Annotated in this window: 17 protein-coding genes; 9 read left to right on the forward strand and 8 right to left on the reverse strand. The window is 43.3% G+C overall.

Annotated features, from left to right (window positions below):
* Window positions 1–126: 126 nt before the first annotated feature.
* Together M5J74_RS18945 and M5J74_RS18950 are read right to left on the reverse strand one after the other, a co-directional pair.
* Entirely contained in the window at window positions 127–1,014 is an 888-nt protein-coding gene (locus M5J74_RS18945) for a DUF3267 domain-containing protein (RefSeq protein WP_015155801.1), read from the reverse strand.
* Window positions 963–1,166, reverse strand: coding sequence for a hypothetical protein (locus M5J74_RS18950; RefSeq protein WP_181824198.1), 204 nt, complete (start codon window positions 1,164–1,166; stop codon window positions 963–965). Before M5J74_RS18950 ends, M5J74_RS18945 begins: the two co-directional genes overlap by 52 nt.
* A gap of 238 nt (window positions 1,167–1,404) precedes the next feature.
* Here M5J74_RS18950 and M5J74_RS18955 point away from each other — a divergent pair, with 238 nt between their 5' ends.
* The 4 genes from M5J74_RS18955 (at window position 1,405) to M5J74_RS18970 (ending at window position 7,087) form a co-directional block, all read left to right on the forward strand.
* Window positions 1,405–3,579: an ATP-binding protein gene (locus M5J74_RS18955; RefSeq protein WP_250012748.1), complete on the forward strand. Its 2,175-nt coding sequence runs from the start codon at window positions 1,405–1,407 to the stop codon at window positions 3,577–3,579.
* Window positions 3,580–3,660: 81 nt separating this feature from the next.
* Window positions 3,661–4,824: a response regulator gene (locus M5J74_RS18960; RefSeq protein ID WP_250012749.1), complete on the forward strand. Its 1,164-nt coding sequence runs from the start codon at window positions 3,661–3,663 to the stop codon at window positions 4,822–4,824.
* Window positions 4,825–5,319: 495 nt separating this feature from the next.
* Entirely contained in the window at window positions 5,320–6,585 is a 1,266-nt protein-coding gene (locus tag M5J74_RS18965) for a fasciclin domain-containing protein (protein ID WP_250012750.1), read from the forward strand.
* Between the two features lie 91 nt (window positions 6,586–6,676).
* Window positions 6,677–7,087 (forward strand): hypothetical protein, encoded by a 411-nt coding sequence (locus M5J74_RS18970; RefSeq protein ID WP_250012751.1) that lies wholly within the window; start codon window positions 6,677–6,679, stop codon window positions 7,085–7,087.
* Here the strand turns inward: M5J74_RS18970 and M5J74_RS18975 are convergent.
* Entirely contained in the window at window positions 7,057–7,413 is a 357-nt protein-coding gene (locus tag M5J74_RS18975) for a hypothetical protein (protein ID WP_015155795.1), read from the reverse strand. The genes M5J74_RS18970 and M5J74_RS18975 overlap by 31 nt on opposite strands.
* 223 nt (window positions 7,414–7,636) lie before the next feature.
* Here M5J74_RS18975 and M5J74_RS18980 point away from each other — a divergent pair, with 223 nt between their 5' ends.
* Together M5J74_RS18980 and M5J74_RS18985 are read left to right on the forward strand one after the other, a co-directional pair.
* Window positions 7,637–8,509, forward strand: coding sequence for a DUF2382 domain-containing protein (locus M5J74_RS18980; RefSeq protein ID WP_106217966.1), 873 nt, complete (start codon window positions 7,637–7,639; stop codon window positions 8,507–8,509).
* Window positions 8,510–8,720: 211 nt separating this feature from the next.
* On the forward strand, window positions 8,721–9,743 hold the full coding sequence (locus M5J74_RS18985; RefSeq protein WP_106217965.1) for an AI-2E family transporter: 1,023 nt from the start codon (window positions 8,721–8,723) through the stop codon (window positions 9,741–9,743).
* A 56-nt stretch (window positions 9,744–9,799) separates the two neighbouring features.
* Here the strand turns inward: M5J74_RS18985 and M5J74_RS18990 are convergent, their stop codons facing one another.
* Window positions 9,800–10,678, reverse strand: a complete 879-nt coding sequence (locus M5J74_RS18990; protein ID WP_106168088.1) for a hypothetical protein — start codon at window positions 10,676–10,678, stop codon at window positions 9,800–9,802.
* 142 nt (window positions 10,679–10,820) lie between these two features.
* Window positions 10,821–12,872 (reverse strand): serine hydrolase, encoded by a 2,052-nt coding sequence (locus M5J74_RS18995; RefSeq protein WP_250012752.1) that lies wholly within the window; start codon window positions 12,870–12,872, stop codon window positions 10,821–10,823.
* Window positions 12,873–13,109: 237 nt separating this feature from the next.
* Here M5J74_RS18995 and M5J74_RS19000 point away from each other — a divergent pair, with 237 nt between their 5' ends.
* Both M5J74_RS19000 and M5J74_RS19005 read left to right on the forward strand, forming a co-directional pair.
* Window positions 13,110–13,247, forward strand: a complete 138-nt coding sequence (locus M5J74_RS19000; protein ID WP_181246384.1) for a hypothetical protein — start codon at window positions 13,110–13,112, stop codon at window positions 13,245–13,247.
* A 220-nt stretch (window positions 13,248–13,467) separates the two neighbouring features.
* Complete coding sequence (locus tag M5J74_RS19005) at window positions 13,468–14,271, forward strand: hypothetical protein (RefSeq protein WP_250012753.1); 804 nt, start codon at window positions 13,468–13,470, stop codon at window positions 14,269–14,271.
* Window positions 14,272–14,299: 28 nt separating this feature from the next.
* On the opposite strand, the gene M5J74_RS19010 is transcribed toward M5J74_RS19005, so the two are convergent.
* Window positions 14,300–15,103: a DUF1206 domain-containing protein gene (locus M5J74_RS19010; RefSeq protein ID WP_250012754.1), complete on the reverse strand. Its 804-nt coding sequence runs from the start codon at window positions 15,101–15,103 to the stop codon at window positions 14,300–14,302.
* Window positions 15,104–15,225: 122 nt separating this feature from the next.
* Here M5J74_RS19010 and M5J74_RS19015 point away from each other — a divergent pair, with 122 nt between their 5' ends.
* On the forward strand, window positions 15,226–15,948 hold the full coding sequence (locus M5J74_RS19015) for a DUF4157 domain-containing protein (RefSeq protein WP_106168091.1): 723 nt from the start codon (window positions 15,226–15,228) through the stop codon (window positions 15,946–15,948).
* A 28-nt stretch (window positions 15,949–15,976) separates the two neighbouring features.
* Here the strand turns inward: M5J74_RS19015 and M5J74_RS19020 are convergent, their stop codons facing one another.
* A complete protein-coding gene (locus M5J74_RS19020) occupies window positions 15,977–17,023 on the reverse strand; it encodes an AI-2E family transporter (protein ID WP_250012755.1) in 1,047 nt (348 codons plus the stop codon).
* Window positions 17,024–17,142: 119 nt separating this feature from the next.
* The gene (locus M5J74_RS19025) at window positions 17,143–17,316 is read right to left on the reverse strand and encodes a hypothetical protein (protein ID WP_158631842.1); all 174 of its coding nucleotides are present in this window, start codon (window positions 17,314–17,316) and stop codon (window positions 17,143–17,145) included.
* Between the last annotated feature and the right edge of the window lie 261 nt (window positions 17,317–17,577).

Raw genomic sequence — 17,577 nt, forward strand, 5'->3', positions numbered from 1 at the left:
AAGTTAAGCTTCAAACCCTTTTAGCGCATTTTTTCTTCCCTACTCCCTACTCCCTATAATATTAAGGACCAAAAGTGGAAAAGTGGTGGAGAGTTAAAACGTTTGAACAGAATGGTTGTATGAGCTTTAGCGATCGCCCATTGATTTAAACAACACTCCGACTAAACTCAGTACGGTAGCGATCGCTATCCATAACCACGGGTTAAACGAGATCCCAAATCCTTTCGCACTATTCTCCCAATTCAAAAACTGTAACGAATCCGTGCCAACCATAAATGAAGGCACGTTCAAAAGATCGAATAAGATAGGCAAGAGAAAACTTACGAAAACGATTAATCCAAGCACTAAAACGGTCAAATCTAGCCATTTTCGGAATGTAGATTTAAACTTGTCGCGTTGTCGAAAAGGCAAGGAACGTGTATCGACATCAGCAGGCGCATAAATTGCTACTCCTGTCTTACGGTCTTCCACTGTAACCGATCGCGGACAGCGCAGCAGTAGCGTTGCAATCCAAATATCGCCACTCGCGCCAGCAGTATTGAGAATGGCTATCCAGCCTAACCAAGGTGCTTGAGGTAAAACGGCTAGTAGAAGTATAGCCGCTGCGTTAACGATAAATAAAGGAGTTAGCGAAATCACTAAAAAAGCGTTGCGGGAAAAACGCCTTCTCGGTGCAGTCGTGTAAGCGTAGGGAAGAAAATATTCGATTCCTACTCCAGATCGCGGTTTACCGCCAAAGGCAATGAAAGCCAAACCGTGTATAAGTTCGTGGAGAATAAACGTACCGAGAGGAATTGCTACAAAATAAACTAAAAACAACATAATTTGCCATGCTTGTTCAGAATAGACTGCGGCATCAAAAATCCACGATCGCTTGTATCCGTGAATAACTTGGTAAAAGGTACTGATAGCTGCTGCCGTGACGACAAACAAGATGATACTCAAACTACTCCAACGCAAGGCTAGTGCTGGAGTGAGGCGGAAAATATGAATTGGGCGATCGCCTGAAAACATCTGCCGCTAGATAGAGGTTGAATTTGCCTCATCTGGCACGACAGAAGTACAGGCAGTGCGAACCAGTCAGATGCACCAACACAAAAGCAATTATTCAAAGGATAGCGATCGCCACCTTGATGAATGTTGCTGGGTTGTTGATTTAGAGTCATACAGACAGTAAGTGCTGCTGACTCTAAAGTTAGTGCCTGCAATGAGCAGGAGTGTGTGTGAGATATACTACCTATACAACTGTCGAACTTCAGAAAAGGCGTAGGTCTTACGAACCTTACGATTCCTAAGCTAAAGCGCAAAAGTGGAAAAGTCGGGCAGATAAAGATGAAAAAGAAATTACCTGTCATGAATCAACCTGTTGCGTCAACATAGAAAAGCTAGCCCAAACCGCAGAATATGCTCAGTTCGATCCGTCACCTTAAGGGCTACGGTGTTGCTGTTGTTGCCGTCGCCATTGCTTTTCTCTTAACACAACTAGTATGGGGGTTGATCCAACCTCACCTTTATCCGCTATTCCTAGCTGCGGTAATGGTAAGTTCTTGGTATGGTGGTATTGGACCAGGATTGCTGGCGACTGTTTTAGCTGCCGTACTATGCAACCACTTCTTTGTCCCCCCACTTTATTCGTCGTTACCTGGTCGAGATGGAATTGTCGGGCTGATTCAATTTGGACTAGTAGCAGGATTCATTAGCTTTCTCAACTCCAGGCTGCGCTCGACTCAGCACCGAGCCGAACGTAATGCGCGAGAAGCTCAGCAAAATTATGAGTTTTTACGTCAAAGTCAAGAAAATCTCCGCCGCAGTGAAGAACGCTACCGCATATTAGTAGAAGGAGTCACCGAATATGCCATTTTCATGCTAGACCCAAACGGAATCTTTGCAAGTTGGAATGTCGGTTCGGAGCGGATGCTAGGCTACTCTGAGGCAGAAATTATCGGTCAACCTTTTGCACGGATTTTTACATCAGAGGCAATACAGCAAGGCTTACCCGCACAAGTGCTGCAAATGGCGATCGCTGAAGGCTTTTCTAGAGAGAATCGCTGGCACATTCGCAAGGATGGGACGTACATTTGGACTCATTGCATCATCACCGTCTTGCGAGATGAGAAGGGAAATCTGCGGGGATTTGCCAAAATTATGCAAGACATTACCCAGCGCAAGCTAGCTGAAGAAGAACGGGAGGAATTACTAGTACGCGAACAAGCTGCCCGCGCCGAGGCAGAAGCAGCCAATCGCGCCAAGGATGATTTTTTGGCTGTGGTGTCCCACGAACTACGTACCCCGATGACAGCGATCGTGGGTTGGGCTGGGATGTTGCGGTCGGGTATGCTAGATGATAATCGAGCGGCTTTAGCAGTGGAAACAATCGAGCGCAATGCTAACTTGCAAATGCAACTGATTGAAGACCTGCTCGATATTTCCCGCATTGTCAGAGGAGATATTTCGCTCAATTTTGCTAGAGTCGATCTTGCTAAAGTCATCACCGCAGCAATTGAAGTCGTGCAGCCAGCCGCGAATGAGAAAGCGATCGCGCTGGAATTTGTGCGGGAGTCGGGGAAGAGAGCTGAGGGAGCTGAGGGAGCTGAGGAAGCTGAGGGAGAGATTAGTCACGCACCACCTACCACGCACCACGCACTACTTATCTGGGGTGACTCAGAACGCTTGCAACAAGTAGTGTGGAATCTACTTTCCAATGCAATTAAATTTACTCCTGAAGGCGGAAGAGTTGAGGTGCAGCTAGAAAAAGTCAAAAGCTTGCCCTCGAACGAAGTGAAGGGTCAAAAGCTTGCCCTCGAACGAAGTGAAGGGTTAAATGTCAAAAATCTTGCCCAAGACCAACTACCAACTACCAACTACCAATTACCAATTACCAACTTTGCTCAAATCCAAGTCATCGACACAGGTATAGGAATCGATCGCGACTTTCTACCATATGTTTTCGATCGCTTTCGTCAGGCAGATAGTACTAGTGCGAGATCGAATAAAGGCTTGGGCTTGGGTTTGGCGATCGCCCGCCACCTAGTAGAACTCCACAATGGCACAATTCGAGTCGATAGTTCAGGCAGAGGACAAGGGACTACATTTACAATCGAACTCCCCGTTTCAGAAAGAGTATCTAGAGCAGGGGAAACAGGAGAAGAAAATCCTTCAGCCCCTAGCCTCCAACCCCCAGCCCCTTCCCTACGTGGCTTGCGAGTATTGGTTGTGGATGATGAAGCTGATGCGCGACAGTGGATTATAGTCGTACTGGAAGAGTCAGGCGCAGAAGTCATTGCTGTTGCTTCAGTGGGCAAGGCACTAGAGGTAATAGAACAACACAGACCAGACGTACTCATCAGCGATATTGGAATGCCAGGGGAAGATGGCTACACGCTGATCCGGAAAATTAGAGAATTGGAACCCCAAATGGGCGGAACTATTCCCGCCGTAGCTTTGACAGGATATGCCAGGCAAGAAGATTACACCAAGGCTCTAGCAGAAGGTTTTCAGCTTCACGTCGCTAAACCAATTAGGGCGGCTGAGTTAGTGGCTGTGGTTACGAGCTTGGCTAAAATGGCTGGAAAACTCTGAGCTAGAGTGTTTCTATGCTTTATCTGCGTTTTTGAGTGTTATCGCATACATCTATAAATGAGCTGGCGTTACTTTTGATAGATGTTTGATGCAGCTAAAAAAGTCTTTAGTGGAGTTAGAGAGTCTACTGTTATCACGAACAATTTATCTAGAGGTAGGCGATCGCCAATGAAAATTCTGGTGGTTGAGGACGATAATTCCATAGCTCAAGCTGTTGCAGCAACGCTATCACAACAGCAGCGTTGTCTTGTCGATATTGCTGCTGACGGTCAAGAGGGTTGGGAACTAGCCACAGCATTCAGTTACGATTTAATTTTGCTTGATGTGATGTTGCCCAAATTAGATGGTATGAGTTTATGTCGGCAACTGAGGCAAAAAGGCGATCGCATACCGATTTTAATGCTGACGGCAAAAGATACCAGCTCTGATAAAGTTGTGGGTTTAGATGCTGGTGCGGATGATTACGTCGTCAAACCGTTTGATTTTCCCGAATTAATTGCTCGCGTTCGCGCTTTATTGCGTCGAGGTAGTACCGCTTTACCACCAGTATTAGAATGGGGCGATCTGCGGCTCGATCCAAGTAGTTGCGAGGCGACATACGGGCAGCAAATTTTACATTTAACCCCTAGAGAATACGCGCTGTTAGAGTTGTTTCTCCGCAGCCCTCGGCGCACGTTTAGCCGCAGCGCGATCGTCGATCGCCTGTGGAATTTAGAAGACCCACCGCAAGAAAATACAATCAAGTCTTACATCAAAAGCTTGCGCCACAAACTTAAAACCGCAGGTGCGCCCAGCGATTTGATTGAAACAGTTTACGGTCTGGGATATCGCCTCAAACCTCTAGAGTCGGAAACATCTCATCCAGAATCAACTGCGTCGGATTTGGATGAGATGCAACAAGAAATTCTATCGGTAGTCGTTAAGTTTAGGGAAGTTTTTACAGCAGGAATTGGCGATCGCCTTGCAGTGTTAGAACAAGCGGTGGAAGCTTTATGTCGCGGTACGCTCGACAATGGAATACAAAAACAGGCTGTGCGAGAAGCTCACAAACTTGCAGGTGCTTTAGGTAGTTTTGGTTTTGCTCAAGCTTCGCAATTAGCTCAAGAGATCGAGTCTTTATTAGAAGATAAAAACGGCGATCTCTTTACTTATTGTCTGCGTCTGTGTCAACTCTTAGAAGAGTTAAAGGAGCAAATAAAGCAAGCTCCCGATAAAGCAAACTTGGATCGATTATTTCTTAACTAACGCATCTCTTCTTCACTCACAAAACTTTTCATTGCTATAGCAATCCTAGATAAATTGTGAAATCGATTGCCCATGTAGAGACGTTACATGTAATGTCTCTACATGGAAACGTTCACTGCGATCGCCTAGAAGTTAATTGCAAATAAATACGATTCGGTGTGAGATATTCATTTAATTTTATCAATCGATATCTAAAGCGAGACAAACCTAACGCTAGATAGATAACAGTATATAACTTTTGATACTTGTTTTTGTTTCAAGCTCGATAAAGTTTGTGCCGCTCGGTAAGTTACGTAGTAGCAGTTAAAGACAACTTCAATTTCTCCACCAGTTTTCCACTATTACAACTTAACCTCAAGAAGATAGCTATTTCAACACTTGATTCAACTGATTCAACAGTTGATGCGATCTAGGTCGCTCGTGGATTATTTAAGTTGATTTTAAATTTATCAAACATAATCCAAATTTAACTAAAATACCGCAAAAAAGGATTCCATGAAGAGTTTATTTCGTCGCTCGTCTGCTTTAAGTGCCGCCTTGCTAGCTTTCGGAGTGTCAGTTGGTGTCGTTAGTCCAATCGCAATTTCTCAATCTGCCTTCGCACAAGATTCTGCAACTCCTGCTTCTCCATCCCCCACTCAAAGCGCAACGACTAACTTTTCTGATGTTGGGGCTGACTACTGGGCGCAACCATTTATTCAAGCCCTAGCAGCTAGAAACATCATTACTGGTTTTCCCAACGGCACTTTCAGACCAGAACAACCCGTGCAGCGGGCTGAATTTGCTGCCATGATTCAAAAAGCTTTTAATCAAAATCGCGTGCGGCAGTTAGCTGAACCTGGATTTAAAGATGTCCCACCTGACTACTGGGCAGCTGCTGCGATTGAGTCAGCATACGAAACAGGGTTTATGGGAGGCGTACCTGGAGGAGCTTTTCAGCCAGCAGAAGACATTACTAAGTTACAGGCGATAATTGCTTTAGCAGATGGCTTGAATTTGAAAGCCGACCGTTCTCTCCAAAATGTTATCAGTACTTCTTATTTAGATGCTGAAGCAGTTCCAGCTTATGCTACAGGTGAAGTCGCCGCCGCAACCCAAGCTAACTTGGTTGTCAACTATCCCAATATTAGACAACTCAATCCCCAACAACCTCTGACACGGGCAGAAGCCGCAGCTCACTTGTATCAAGCTTTGGTACGGCTTGGACAGGTGCAACCTCTAGCTAGTAATGTGGCAGCAACTCAATATATTGTGGGTCGCAATAGTAATGTGAGTCAAACCACCCCAAATACTCAAACTCCTCAAACTTCTGGTACGACAGCTGCAAATAACTTGGTTGCAGTAGCAACATCAAACCAATCTTTTTCTACGTTGACTTCTTTACTTAAAGCTACAGGACTAGCAGAAAGTCTACAAAAACGAGGACCGTATACAGTTTTTGCTCCTACTAACGAGGCATTTGCAGCTCTCCCTCAAGGAATTTTGAAAAAGTTGCAACAGCCAGAAAATAGTGAAGTCCTGATGCAAATTTTGATGTATCACTTGGTTCCAGGGCAACAAACTGCTAAACAACTCTCGGCAGGAGAATTGAAAACGCTTGCCGATAGACCTGTAAATATTCAAATCGATCCAAATGGAAATCAAATTTCAGTCAATGATGCCAGAGTAATTCAACCAAATATCCAAGCCAGCAATGGAATTATTCATGCAGTAAATGAAGTTCTCTTACCACCAAATTTGGATCTGAGTCAGTTGCAGTAATTCCCTGTTGTCCTTGTGCTTAGTATGCAATGTTTTGTGGGGTAGGCATCTCGTCTGCCCTGACACTTCTTAACATCGGGGAGCAAATTGTATGAATGCCAAAGATTTGATGGAAAAGACACTCGTTCAGAAAAACCTTCACTCGGAAACTGTAAACCCAAAAAGTTTGCAGGGAACAAATATAATCGCAGAAAAACTAGAGGGAAGACAACTAAATAGAGAAAAAGTAGATTTAGTAAATGCGGTTGAATATATAGGAATTGTTTTACCTGTTTACTTGGCAATAGCAACAGGAGTGCTAATTATTTTTCAGATCTCGCGTAAAAGAAAACAAAACCTGGCTAGCGATTTCTTGAATCGTCTCCATCAAGTTCCTTGTATAAACTGTCATTTTTATAGCATGAATCCGCATCTCAAGTGTGCTGTAAATCCATCTGTAGTTCTCACTAGACGAGCTATCGACTGCCCAGATTATCGTCCTCGTAACGATACATCTGCATAGCGATCGACAGGAGAAAACCCACAGACTAAAGGAATAATCCGCTTTTTATCGTCGGCGCTTAAATCCATATAAGCCTGAGCAATAATCGCATCAGTGAGGGAGTAATAATAGCAGCGTCCTTCGTCAGACAAATAGTAGTTTGGCTCCTCGTTTTCCCATTCCGACCATGTTTTAGAGACTGGCAAACCAAAAATTACGCATTTTTCAACTCGTGCTTTGTCCATTTCTCGTAACAAAGCCTGAAAGCCGTCAGTTTGTTGAATAAAATTAACGCCATGTAGGTGAGCGTCGAAGATAGCGTACTTACAGCTATAAGAACTGGACATATGGTAATAATGCTGGTAATTTTGGAATAAATCAAATTGATTTCGGCAAATAAACGCAATCTATCTATCATTATTTATGATAGAAAATCCAAATTTTGTTTTTTCATCTTCATCTAAATTATTTAAATTTTTAAAAATGCAAATCTCTCTTTAGAAAGATGGATATCTTAGTCGAACTTCTATCCTGATATTAAGTCAAATTGAATTAGGAAATAAATACCAAATGGTTCTTTACAAATTAGAAGATTTTGATACAAACTACCAAGATGCTTTTGATGGAAACGATATCAAAGGTTATGAAGTCTATTCCGATCTAGACAATGAAAAAGTTGGTACTGTCAAAAACATACTCGTTGAAGAATCAGGACGTTTCCGGTATCTGGTGGTTGACACTGGTTTTTGGATTTTTGGCAAGCAAGTCTTACTACCAGTAGGACGGATTCGGATTGACACTGGCGATCGCCGTGTCTATGCTGTCGGCTTTACCAAAGAACAAGCGGAAGCACTGCCTGAGTTCAGCGACGATTTGAAGGTTGATTACGACTATGAAGAACAAGTGCGGGGAGTGTATCGCGATCGCGCAGATACGGCAACACCTTTAGAGACATCTGCTGCATCCATGCCTTATGTAGCTGGGGCGGCTTACGATCGCAATACCTACAACTACGAGCAAGAACCAGACCTATACAATATGGGCGATCGCAACCAAGATACACTCAAACTGTATGAAGAACGGCTAGTTGCTAACAAAACCCGCAGAAAAGCTGGAGAAGTATCGATTGGCAAACACGTTGAAGCCGAAACGCAAAGAGTTTCAGTTCCCGTCGAAAAAGAGCGCGTAGTCGTCGAGCGAACCACTCCTGACAATGCTGGCAAGCCTGTTTCTCCTGGTGAAGCCACTTTCCGTGAAGGAGAAGTTGCCCATGTGGATCTCTATGAAGAGAAACCTGATATTCGCAAAGAAGCAGTCTTGCGCGAAGAAGTCAGAATCAGGAAAGAAGTAGAGCAGGAGATGGTTAGCACCCAAGAACAGGTGCGTAGAGAAGAGTTAGATATAGATAGCGAAGGTCGTCCAATTGTGGATAAAGATCGCTAACAGGTGCAGAAAAAAGTGACCAGTGACCAGTAAATATGACTTTCTGTTGTGGGAGTCAGAAACCGTCACCTCATGATTGGTGGCGAGTTTCATTCAACGTGGGTATGCGCGATTCCACATTAAAGAGCGATCGCCGATCTAAGAGATGCTCGTATAGGTTGGAATCAGCGAGAGCCAACCGTTCAAAAAAGCAATCTATGGAGGCAGTATTGTGCGCTTAGGTCAATGGCTCGGCTTATTTGCCCTGGCGATCTCTCTTTATATTCTTTGGCAAATTCGACAAGTTGTTTTACTGTTGTTTGCAGCTGTAATCTTAGCAACAGTTTTAAATCGCGTTGTACGACGAATCCAGCGATACCGCATTCAGCGTGGGATTGCGATCGCGATTACTATTACAGTCTTATTAGCACTAATTATTGGCTTTTTTGCGTTCATCGTGCCGCGTATTGTCGATCAGTTACAACAATTACTGGGTGTACTGCCCCAAACATCAGAAAGAATAGCGGCTTGGTTGAATTGGCTGCAATCGACGATTCCAGGAGCAATTTTTGAACAGCTCCGTGTATTAGAAAATATTCCCCAACAGCTTCAAGCATGGATAACGCAGCTATTAGGTAACTTCTTTGTCATTCTAAATAACTCGCTTACCGTTGTTTTGAGCTTTTTATTGTTTCTGGTACTGACCGTCATGCTATTGGTGAACCCTTCCCAATATCGAAGAGTTTTCATTCTAGCTTTTCCTAACTTTTATCGACGACGAATTGACGAAATTTTGTCTGAATCTGAAGCATCCTTAGTTGGGTGGATTAAAGGTACTCTCATAGCAATGGTCGTCATTGGTTTAGTATCTTTTATCGGGCTGACAATTTTGGGAGTCCCTCTGCCTTTAGTCAATGCTGCTTTAGCCGGATTATTAGAGTTTATCCCCAATGTGGGACCAACTTTGAGCGTTGTTCCACCAGCTCTGCTCGCCCTGCTTGATGCTCCTTGGAAGGCAGGGGCAGTTATATTACTTTATATTGCAATTCAGCAGTTTGAAAGCTTAGTTTTAGTTCCCTTAATTATGAAACACGAGGTGAATCTAATGCCTGTGTTTACCATATTATCAGTAGTGATTTTTGCCAGTTTATTCGGATTTTTAGGGTTATTTCTTGCTATTCCGCTATTGATTGTAGTTCAAATTTGGCTCAAAGAAGTTTTGGTCAAAGATGTGATGAATAAATGGGGAAAATAATTAGGAAAAATTACCCGATTGGGTGCGAGCGAGATTACTCCCACTCGCCATCTATACTATTCGTCCACTGCCGATGGATACACGTTATCGACAATCAATACAGGTCTGTCGGCGTAGTCAGCTTCCAGTTGTTTTCGTATACCAGCATCTAAAGTAAAGCCGTATTCCCGTTCTATGTCAGCAATAACCAGCCGATCTAGCACCCCAGTCGCAACTACTCTCTCACCTTGAGTCACTCTTGGTCTAGCAGCCTGTTTCGGATATGGATTCAAAACCAGCAAATTGTTCTCTAGTACAAAAGCATTAGGGCTATAGACACGCTGGACGTTACCTGGTACGGCAAGCCGTCTGTTGTAATAAGGGCTGGGGTTGCTAGTAATCTCCTCTGGTTCTGGTGCTGGGGCAACTGAGCGGGCAATAATTACCGGATCGTTCTCGTATTGGGCATACGTGGCGCGATCGAATTGCACGTTGTATCTTTTGGCAATCTCAGCCAGCGAAAAACTCCGCACTACGCCCGTTGCTTGCACTTCTATGTCATTAGAAGGGAGATCGAGCGGATTGCCAGAAAGATTTACGATCAAAATCGGCTCAACACCAAGAAACTCTTCGTCAGCAATTGTAAAAGTGTTGTTACCAATTTTCTCCAGAAATCTACCTCTAACAGTCACCCTTTTACCAACCAACGCTTTGAATTTATCAGCTAACTCTTCGGAAGTAACGTTGCGTCGCTCTTGTGGCGTTCTTCTATCCGCCTGAGCAATGATATTGTTTTTGTTGATGGTTCGCGTGACTTCTTGGGCATTGAGATAACCTATAGGTAAAGAGATCGCGATCGCGGCTAGGGCAAATGCTCCTTTAGCACTCCACAACCGCAACGAACCGCCCTTAGTCGAACGAGAACTCACTCTTTCGTTATTTAGTTTTTTAAACACAATTTTCTCCTACTTACTCTCTACCGATCGACGGTAAGATTAAATAGTGGAAAAATCGGGGAAAATGGCGATCGCTGGCAAAATTACGCCTGAAGAAGTAGTTAGCTTGACTTCCTGTTTTCCGGTCTGAATTAGTTAGGTATTAGAACTGAAATCCCAATAAATTCCAGTAGGTCAGGAAGGGAATAAAGACCAAAGCAGCGAGGGTAATTAAGGAATAATGAGATCGCTTTACCAGAGACCAGTAATTATTTTTCCAAGCCCAAGCGGTAAAGATAAACAATCCTAGCGTCAAAAAAGTGGTGAGTAGGGGAATGCAAAGAAATGCGATCGCTACAGCAGGCACGCCATATACTAGCCGCCAAAAGCCATACAGCCAAATTGATAGAGGAAAGCCAATCAGAAAAACTAAGTTTAAAGTACCGATTAAACCTGCTAATCTCCAAGCCCAACGCAATTGCTTTACTTGAAACCGTTTGCCACGCAAACGTTGAATTAAAGGCTTAATCGGATAAACAAAGATAGCTGATAGAAACAGGACTGTACAAAATCCTAAAATCCCTAGCTGCACCCAACTTGTTTCATACCAAGGTATATGCTCGTAGGCTCCAATTTTAGCCCACAGAGGATTAAATGCATACCTAATCCACCCGCTTTCATCCGGCTCAAAGGCTGTGAAAGCATCATCATTGACTCGTTGGAATAGCAATGGTTCGATGGGAGCTAATTGGATCTTTGGAGCATTGCCAATGAAGAACAAACCAGGAGTGCTAACGAGTAGAGTCCCGTTGTCACCCCGCTTGATATTAATATGTTCAAACGGTGCAGTGAGCTTGGCGAAGGTATGGCGAGGATATTCCAAATCTCGGTAAGTTCCAGTGAATCGTTCTAGCTGCTCTGCGCTTAGAGCCAGAGGTTTCTTGGGTGATGTTTGCTGTGGAGCGGGAAAATAGCGATCGAAAAACTGAGTCAATAGCTTGCCATTTATCCCACTAAAGCTATTGGTGGCAATAAAAATACCGATGTTGCGATCGGGTAGTAGGGTCAGAGAGCTAGAATACCCTCGCAAACTGCCTAAGTGTCCGATTGTACGGATATTGTTTTCCAACCGTTCGCGAAAACTGTAGCCAGTACCAGGTAATAGGGGATGGTGGGTGAAGTGCTGCTCGTGCATTAGCCGCACTGTATCTTCCTTTAAAATGCGGGAGTTTTCATAGCGACCGTGCAACAGGTGGGCAATCATAAAATGAGCCATATCGGTAGCAGTGGCTTGCATTGACGCACTTGGAGCGATGTTGAGATACAAGTAGGGGACGGGTTTAAACTTGCCACTTTGATACTGATAACCTACAGCCAAATCGTTAGCTAGAGGTGGAGGAGGTGGCTGAAGAAATGTACTCCGCCGCATCTGGAGCGGTTGAAAAATGTTTTTGTCAATATATTCAGCGAAGGGAGTACCAGAGATTTTCTCTACGAGATATCCCAACAAAGCAATACTGTGACTGGAATAACTGTATAACTCGCCAGGTTGCCAGACAACAGGTGGCATATGGTCGGCTAGATAGTCTCCTAGTGGCTCCATTTCCTCAGCAGTACGAGCGGCAAGTCCAATCCGCCGTTTTGTCGTACCGTCTGTATGCAGCATCATTCTGGCAGCCGTGACTGGCTCAGAAAAAGGATTTTTGATTTGAAAGTCCGTCAGGTACTTGTTAACATCAGCATGTATATCGAGCTGTCCCCGCTCGTATAGTTGCATTGCGGCTGTAGCTGTAAACAGTTTGGAAAGCGAGGCAACGCGAAATAGAGTTTTATCTGCTGCAACTGGTATTTTCTTTTCTAAGTTGGCATAGCCATAACCTTTAGCAAAAAAAAGTTTGCCATCTTTCACCACAGAAATTACTCCACCTGGGACATGAGTTTTCGACATCTCTTCTTGAAAAAAGTTGTCTACAAATGCTTCAAACTCTTGTGGGTTATTTAATCCAGGCGCACTCAGAGCCGCAGGTACAGATTGCTCTGGTTCGTTCACTGGCTGTTCTGGTTGGCGATCGATAACTTGTATATCGGCTGGTGTGTTTCGCGCCGAAGCCGGAAGCCCCGATAGCGAGAGAAATAGGATAATGACAAGTACCCAAGAAGCTAATTTACGGGCAAACTTGCGTTTGGCGATCGCCTTTCTTCTCTGTGGCAACATTTCTAGCTCACTGATTCAATCTTTTACCGTATGGCAACTTGAACTCATGTATAAGAGCTGTCATCGGTCATGAGCAATTCACAAATGACCGATGACCAATGACTAAGGGAGGAGATAGTTTCGCTCCAGAATTTTCTTCTTAACATCAATGGTTGTACTGGCTTTGAAGTCAGAATAGATCTAAATAGTGGAAAACTGGTGGAGAGAGCGGCAACTTTATACAGTGACCCTCTACCAGTGACCAGTTATCAGTTACCCTCGGTTTATCTGCTGCGATCGCTGGTCTTTGTAAAAGGAGTCACCGATCTAATAGCTCTTGTTGAGGCTTTTCAGTCTCTATTTCATTTTGTTGGAATTGCTGAGAAGCGTAATTGATTATTGCGCCGAGCGCGAAGAAACCAAAGAGTAGTGCAATTGCCAAAAAGACCTTAATGATGATATTGCTGGGGCGCGGTTCTGTCATGGCTACAGTTACCGAATCAAAAATAGCTCGATGTATCTTGTCTAACTTTGGATGAAACTTCTTCATCCCTAAGACAGAAGTAGATCGAGTAGTCTATAAAGCGATAATTTTGAGAAAAAATTTTGGATAACGATGAATAAACTTAGTCACAATTGCCTCCCTAAGTGCGAGTTCGCCTGCGATCGCAATTTAATGCAAGCTTTGTGGAATCATAGAGCAATTGCCTTGTTGCTGTTGCTTTTAGTGGGTTTGACTGCCTGCTCTATGACTAACTCGGATGGTTCCAAGAAGGGCACAAAGATAAGCGAAATTACCGAGCGACCTAACAGTCAACTCATAGGTAAGACTGTAACAGTAAGCGGAGAAATTGAAGAAGTCATCAGTCCGAAGGTATTTATTATTGAAGGCGATTGCTTCTTTAATGACCCAGAGTTACTAGTTGTAAATCTCAGTGGTTCCCCCATAGTTAATGATAGTAATATCCAAGTAACAGGCACGGTTCGCCAGTTTTCTAAATCGGAAATTGAGAAACAGTTTAATTTGAAATTAACTCAGGAGTTGGCAGCAGAATTTAGGGGTAAGCCTGTACTTATTGCTATAGCACTAACCCTTACACCAGAACCAGGTGAAGTTGCCGAGGAGCCAGCCCCATTTATTGATAAGAACGTCACCATCAGCGGCAAAGTAGCAGAAGTTATTACTCCAAATGCATTCACGCTGGATGACGAAGAGTTAATTGGTGGTAAAGAGTTATTAGTTGTTGGTGCTACTGGTGGTATTGATGCAGGTAAGACTGTGCGAGTGACTGGAAAGATTCGCAACTTCGTTGCAGCAGAGATTGAACAAGACTTGGATATTAAGCTACAACCTGAGCTAAAAGCAAGATATGAGGGTAGAGCTGCAGCGATCGCTCGGTCAATCCAAATATTAGAATAAGTTGGCAGGCAAAGAAATGCGATCGCCGTCAAATCCTAATCCGTCGATAGCGTGACAGTATCAGCAAGTGGATGGCATATGCGACAAGACCAATAGCGATAATACCCAAAAGCAACCGACCGAATGGTTCTTCTGCTAGCGTTTGCAGCGCCCCACCCAGCCCTTGAACTTCATCTGGGTCGGACTGAACGGCGGCTTGAATCAGCAGCAGACCGATAACACCGAAAGCAACGCCACGGGCAGTCACGCCAAATCTACCGATGCCCATCGCCCATTTTACCCCAGCGGTACTCATTTGAGTTAATTGCAGCCGTTGGCGGAATCGCTTGGTAAAGGCTAGATATGTAAAGGAAACACCTATACCTAGCACAATCGCTCCCACTATCCCCACTAACCATTGACCGAAAGGTTGTGCTAGCAAGCGTGCCGTCCAATCTTGTCTCCAACTACTACTATGACTTCCCGCACCAGCAATAATCTGCATGGCAGTCACGGCTAAACCTGCATAACTCGCGCCGCTAATCGCATAGCCTAGGCGGGGGATAACTCTGTTTGCCTGACTGCCTCGATGTTCGGGATCTACAAACGCTTGAACGAAACGCCAAACTGCATAACTCGTTAAACCTACAGCCACTATCGTCAGCAAAAATTTTCCCAATGGCTGCGCCACGATTATTTGGAGAGCATCACTCGTCCCAGCCGCCTCACCACCAATGCCAAGCGCCACTGGCATTGCTAGCAAAGCGACGATGAAGTAAACCACTCCTTTAACCGCATAGCCAAACCGTGCAATCCGCTCAATCCACGAGTTATCAGTAATGAGCTTTTGCATACTTTGCCGTACTACCCATCGTCAATACCTACCATTCTCCACGAGTTTTGCACTATTTATAGCTATTCTCAAGAGCAAAACTATTCTATAGCAATCTAGCCGATTCAAAAGATAGGCGCGTTATGGCTGTCATTTGTCATCGGTCATTAGTCATTTTAATTACTATCATGAAAAGAAGGAAGATTATTTGCTTGAGTTTTATTAGTGTTTTTTTATTCTTAACTATATTAGTTTTTCAGAGCTACAAACTTCAAGTATTTCAGTTCAAACGCTGTCATTGGCTCGATCTATCTTGCTATCCACATTTTCGAGAATCTACAACAGTAATTGCTGAAGAATTATGGGGTCAAGCAGGTGTAGTAGCATATCAAGCAGCGGCTCGGTGGATGTATGCTAATAATGGCAGCAGTCAAGAATTAGACGATATACAGAAACAGTATTTACGCCCCTATTTTGGAGATTTAGTCGATCGCGTGGCGATCGCCTACAATGCTAAACTGATGGACGGCTGGTTGTACGCTGATTTCAAAATAGATATCGGACAAGTTGATGCTGTTGCTCAAACTTATTGTCAGCGGATTTATCTAGAAGGCTCGTACAAACCTAGAGATTCTCGTCAACTGGCGTTATTAGCTCACGAACTCGTACACTCTAGGCAATGCGAACAATTAGGTGGTACAAGTCAGTTTGGCTATCATTATTTCAAGGAGTATAAAAAGGCAGGTCAGAATTACGCAAATAATATCATGGAAATTATGGCGAATAATTTTGAAAATCGATTTGCTGGATGGGTTTCTCAGCAGTTAGCAAGCGAGCGAATAGAACCAGAGCAAAAAGTGAATTAATCTGAAACTACGTAACCCGCAGTTAAACTTATAATTCTGCCTGCATTTCTTCAATTTCAAAAAAACTAGCGAGTATGCCTGTAATTGGAATTGCCAAAAAAACTCCTAATATTCCTGCAACTCTAGCCCCAACCAGGATAGCAAACAGAACAATTACTGGATTAAGATTGACTGAATCTTGCATGACTTTAGGAGCAATCAAGTTATTTTGAATCTGCTGAAGTACAAAGCAAACTCCTAAAACTTTTAAAGCTAGCCAAACACTTTGAGATAAGACAGCTAAAGAAACTATACTAATTCCCAATATCGCTCCAATTCCAGGTATGAGATTGGTAAATCCGATCGCGAGTGACAATATCAATGGAAATGGTATTTCTAATACTAGAAATACCATAAAAGTAGTAAATGATAAAAATAAAACTAGTAAGAACTGACCTTTAATAAAAGCTAGAAACTTACGTTCAACTAGATTAGAAAAACGGCTGTGCGAGCTTACAGGTAAAAGACTGAGGACAAAAAGCCAAAGCCTCTGACCGTATAACAACATAAAAAAAGTCACAGCAGCCATGAGAATAAGAGTCAAAAAATTAGTAAAAAACACTTGTGAATGTATGAAAAGATACGTCAAACTTCTAGTATAAAACGATGCGATTTCTTCTTGTAGTTGCTGCTGAATAACATTTAAGTCTATCTGCATATCCCAACGCTGCATAAATCTTTCTAATCGCTCTACTGATGGCAAAAGAGAATTTAAAAACAAAATTATGCTTTGAATCAGTTGTTGGGCTTGAGAAAAAACAGATAAGCTGACTATAACTATCAAACCAGTAATACTCGTAAAGCTGAGTAAGAAAACAGAAATAACTGCTAGAATTCGAGGTAAGAAACGACTGAGCCAACGAACAGGATAGCTAAGTAAAAAAGCTAAAATTGCCGCAAATGCAAAAATAAAAATGACAGTTTTAAAGTAAGATAAAAGCTGTAATAAAGCCCAACCGGAAGCAAATAATAGTAAAAAGCGAACTAACGCCGAATTATTAGTTTGACTCCACAAAATTTTTCTCGGCTCCCTCATATACTATTTAGGAATGGCGATCGCGCATCCTGTTTTGTGCTTCCTTTCAATTCAGGATAGATTTCAATCGTGGAAAAGTGGTGGAGAACTCGGTAATTCGATCTGAATACAAAAAACCTTTAAAGTCGTTCGCTACTTTGAGCAAGGCTAGCAATAGCTGCAATCAATTCATTTGGCTCGACTGGCTTAGTTAGATATAGTTGAAGCTGCCACCACAGCCATTGTGTTAGTAGCAGTGCTACTGCGGTGGCTAGTATAGAAATACCATAACGCTGTAGTTGGGAGCGTTTCAAGTTCAACCTCTTTTACAGTGACTAGTTATCAGTGGCTCTTGACCAAAGTAAACACTTGTGGCGCGGAAAATGCTATGCGATCGCCCGTGACAACTGACATCTCTTAACTGGTAACTGGTAACTGGTAACTGGTAACTGATTTAATCTTCTTTCTACCCAAGTTTTCCACCCCCCGCAGCTTTATCAACGTGTAGAACAGTTTAAAGAGCAGCAGAGTTTAAACTCTATTGCTGAGGCGATAAATCTCATCCTAGAAGATTA

This window comes from Chroococcidiopsis sp. CCNUC1 (genome assembly GCF_023546805.1).
In the GTDB taxonomy this organism is placed as follows: domain Bacteria; phylum Cyanobacteriota; class Cyanobacteriia; order Cyanobacteriales; family Chroococcidiopsidaceae; genus Chroococcidiopsis; species Chroococcidiopsis thermalis.

Bases quoted from the DNA above. Each gene is read 5' to 3' on its own strand.
- M5J74_RS18945 (WP_015155801.1), bottom strand. From the start codon at position 1,014: ATGTTTTCAGGCGATCGCCCAATTCATATTTTCCGCCTCACTCCAGCA.
- M5J74_RS18950 (WP_181824198.1), bottom strand. From the start codon at position 1,166: ATGACTCTAAATCAACAACCCAGCAACATTCATCAAGGTGGCGATCGC.
- M5J74_RS18955 (WP_250012748.1), top strand. From the start codon at position 1,405: ATGCTCAGTTCGATCCGTCACCTTAAGGGCTACGGTGTTGCTGTTGTT.
- M5J74_RS18960 (WP_250012749.1), top strand. From the start codon at position 3,661: ATGTTTGATGCAGCTAAAAAAGTCTTTAGTGGAGTTAGAGAGTCTACT.
- M5J74_RS18965 (WP_250012750.1), top strand. From the start codon at position 5,320: ATGAAGAGTTTATTTCGTCGCTCGTCTGCTTTAAGTGCCGCCTTGCTA.
- M5J74_RS18970 (WP_250012751.1), top strand. From the start codon at position 6,677: ATGAATGCCAAAGATTTGATGGAAAAGACACTCGTTCAGAAAAACCTT.
- M5J74_RS18975 (WP_015155795.1), bottom strand. From the start codon at position 7,413: ATGTCCAGTTCTTATAGCTGTAAGTACGCTATCTTCGACGCTCACCTA.
- M5J74_RS18980 (WP_106217966.1), top strand. From the start codon at position 7,637: ATGGTTCTTTACAAATTAGAAGATTTTGATACAAACTACCAAGATGCT.
- M5J74_RS18995 (WP_250012752.1), bottom strand. From the start codon at position 12,872: ATGTTGCCACAGAGAAGAAAGGCGATCGCCAAACGCAAGTTTGCCCGT.
- M5J74_RS19005 (WP_250012753.1), top strand. From the start codon at position 13,468: ATGAATAAACTTAGTCACAATTGCCTCCCTAAGTGCGAGTTCGCCTGC.
- M5J74_RS19010 (WP_250012754.1), bottom strand. From the start codon at position 15,103: ATGCAAAAGCTCATTACTGATAACTCGTGGATTGAGCGGATTGCACGG.
- M5J74_RS19015 (WP_106168091.1), top strand. From the start codon at position 15,226: ATGGCTGTCATTTGTCATCGGTCATTAGTCATTTTAATTACTATCATG.
- M5J74_RS19020 (WP_250012755.1), bottom strand. From the start codon at position 17,023: ATGAGGGAGCCGAGAAAAATTTTGTGGAGTCAAACTAATAATTCGGCG.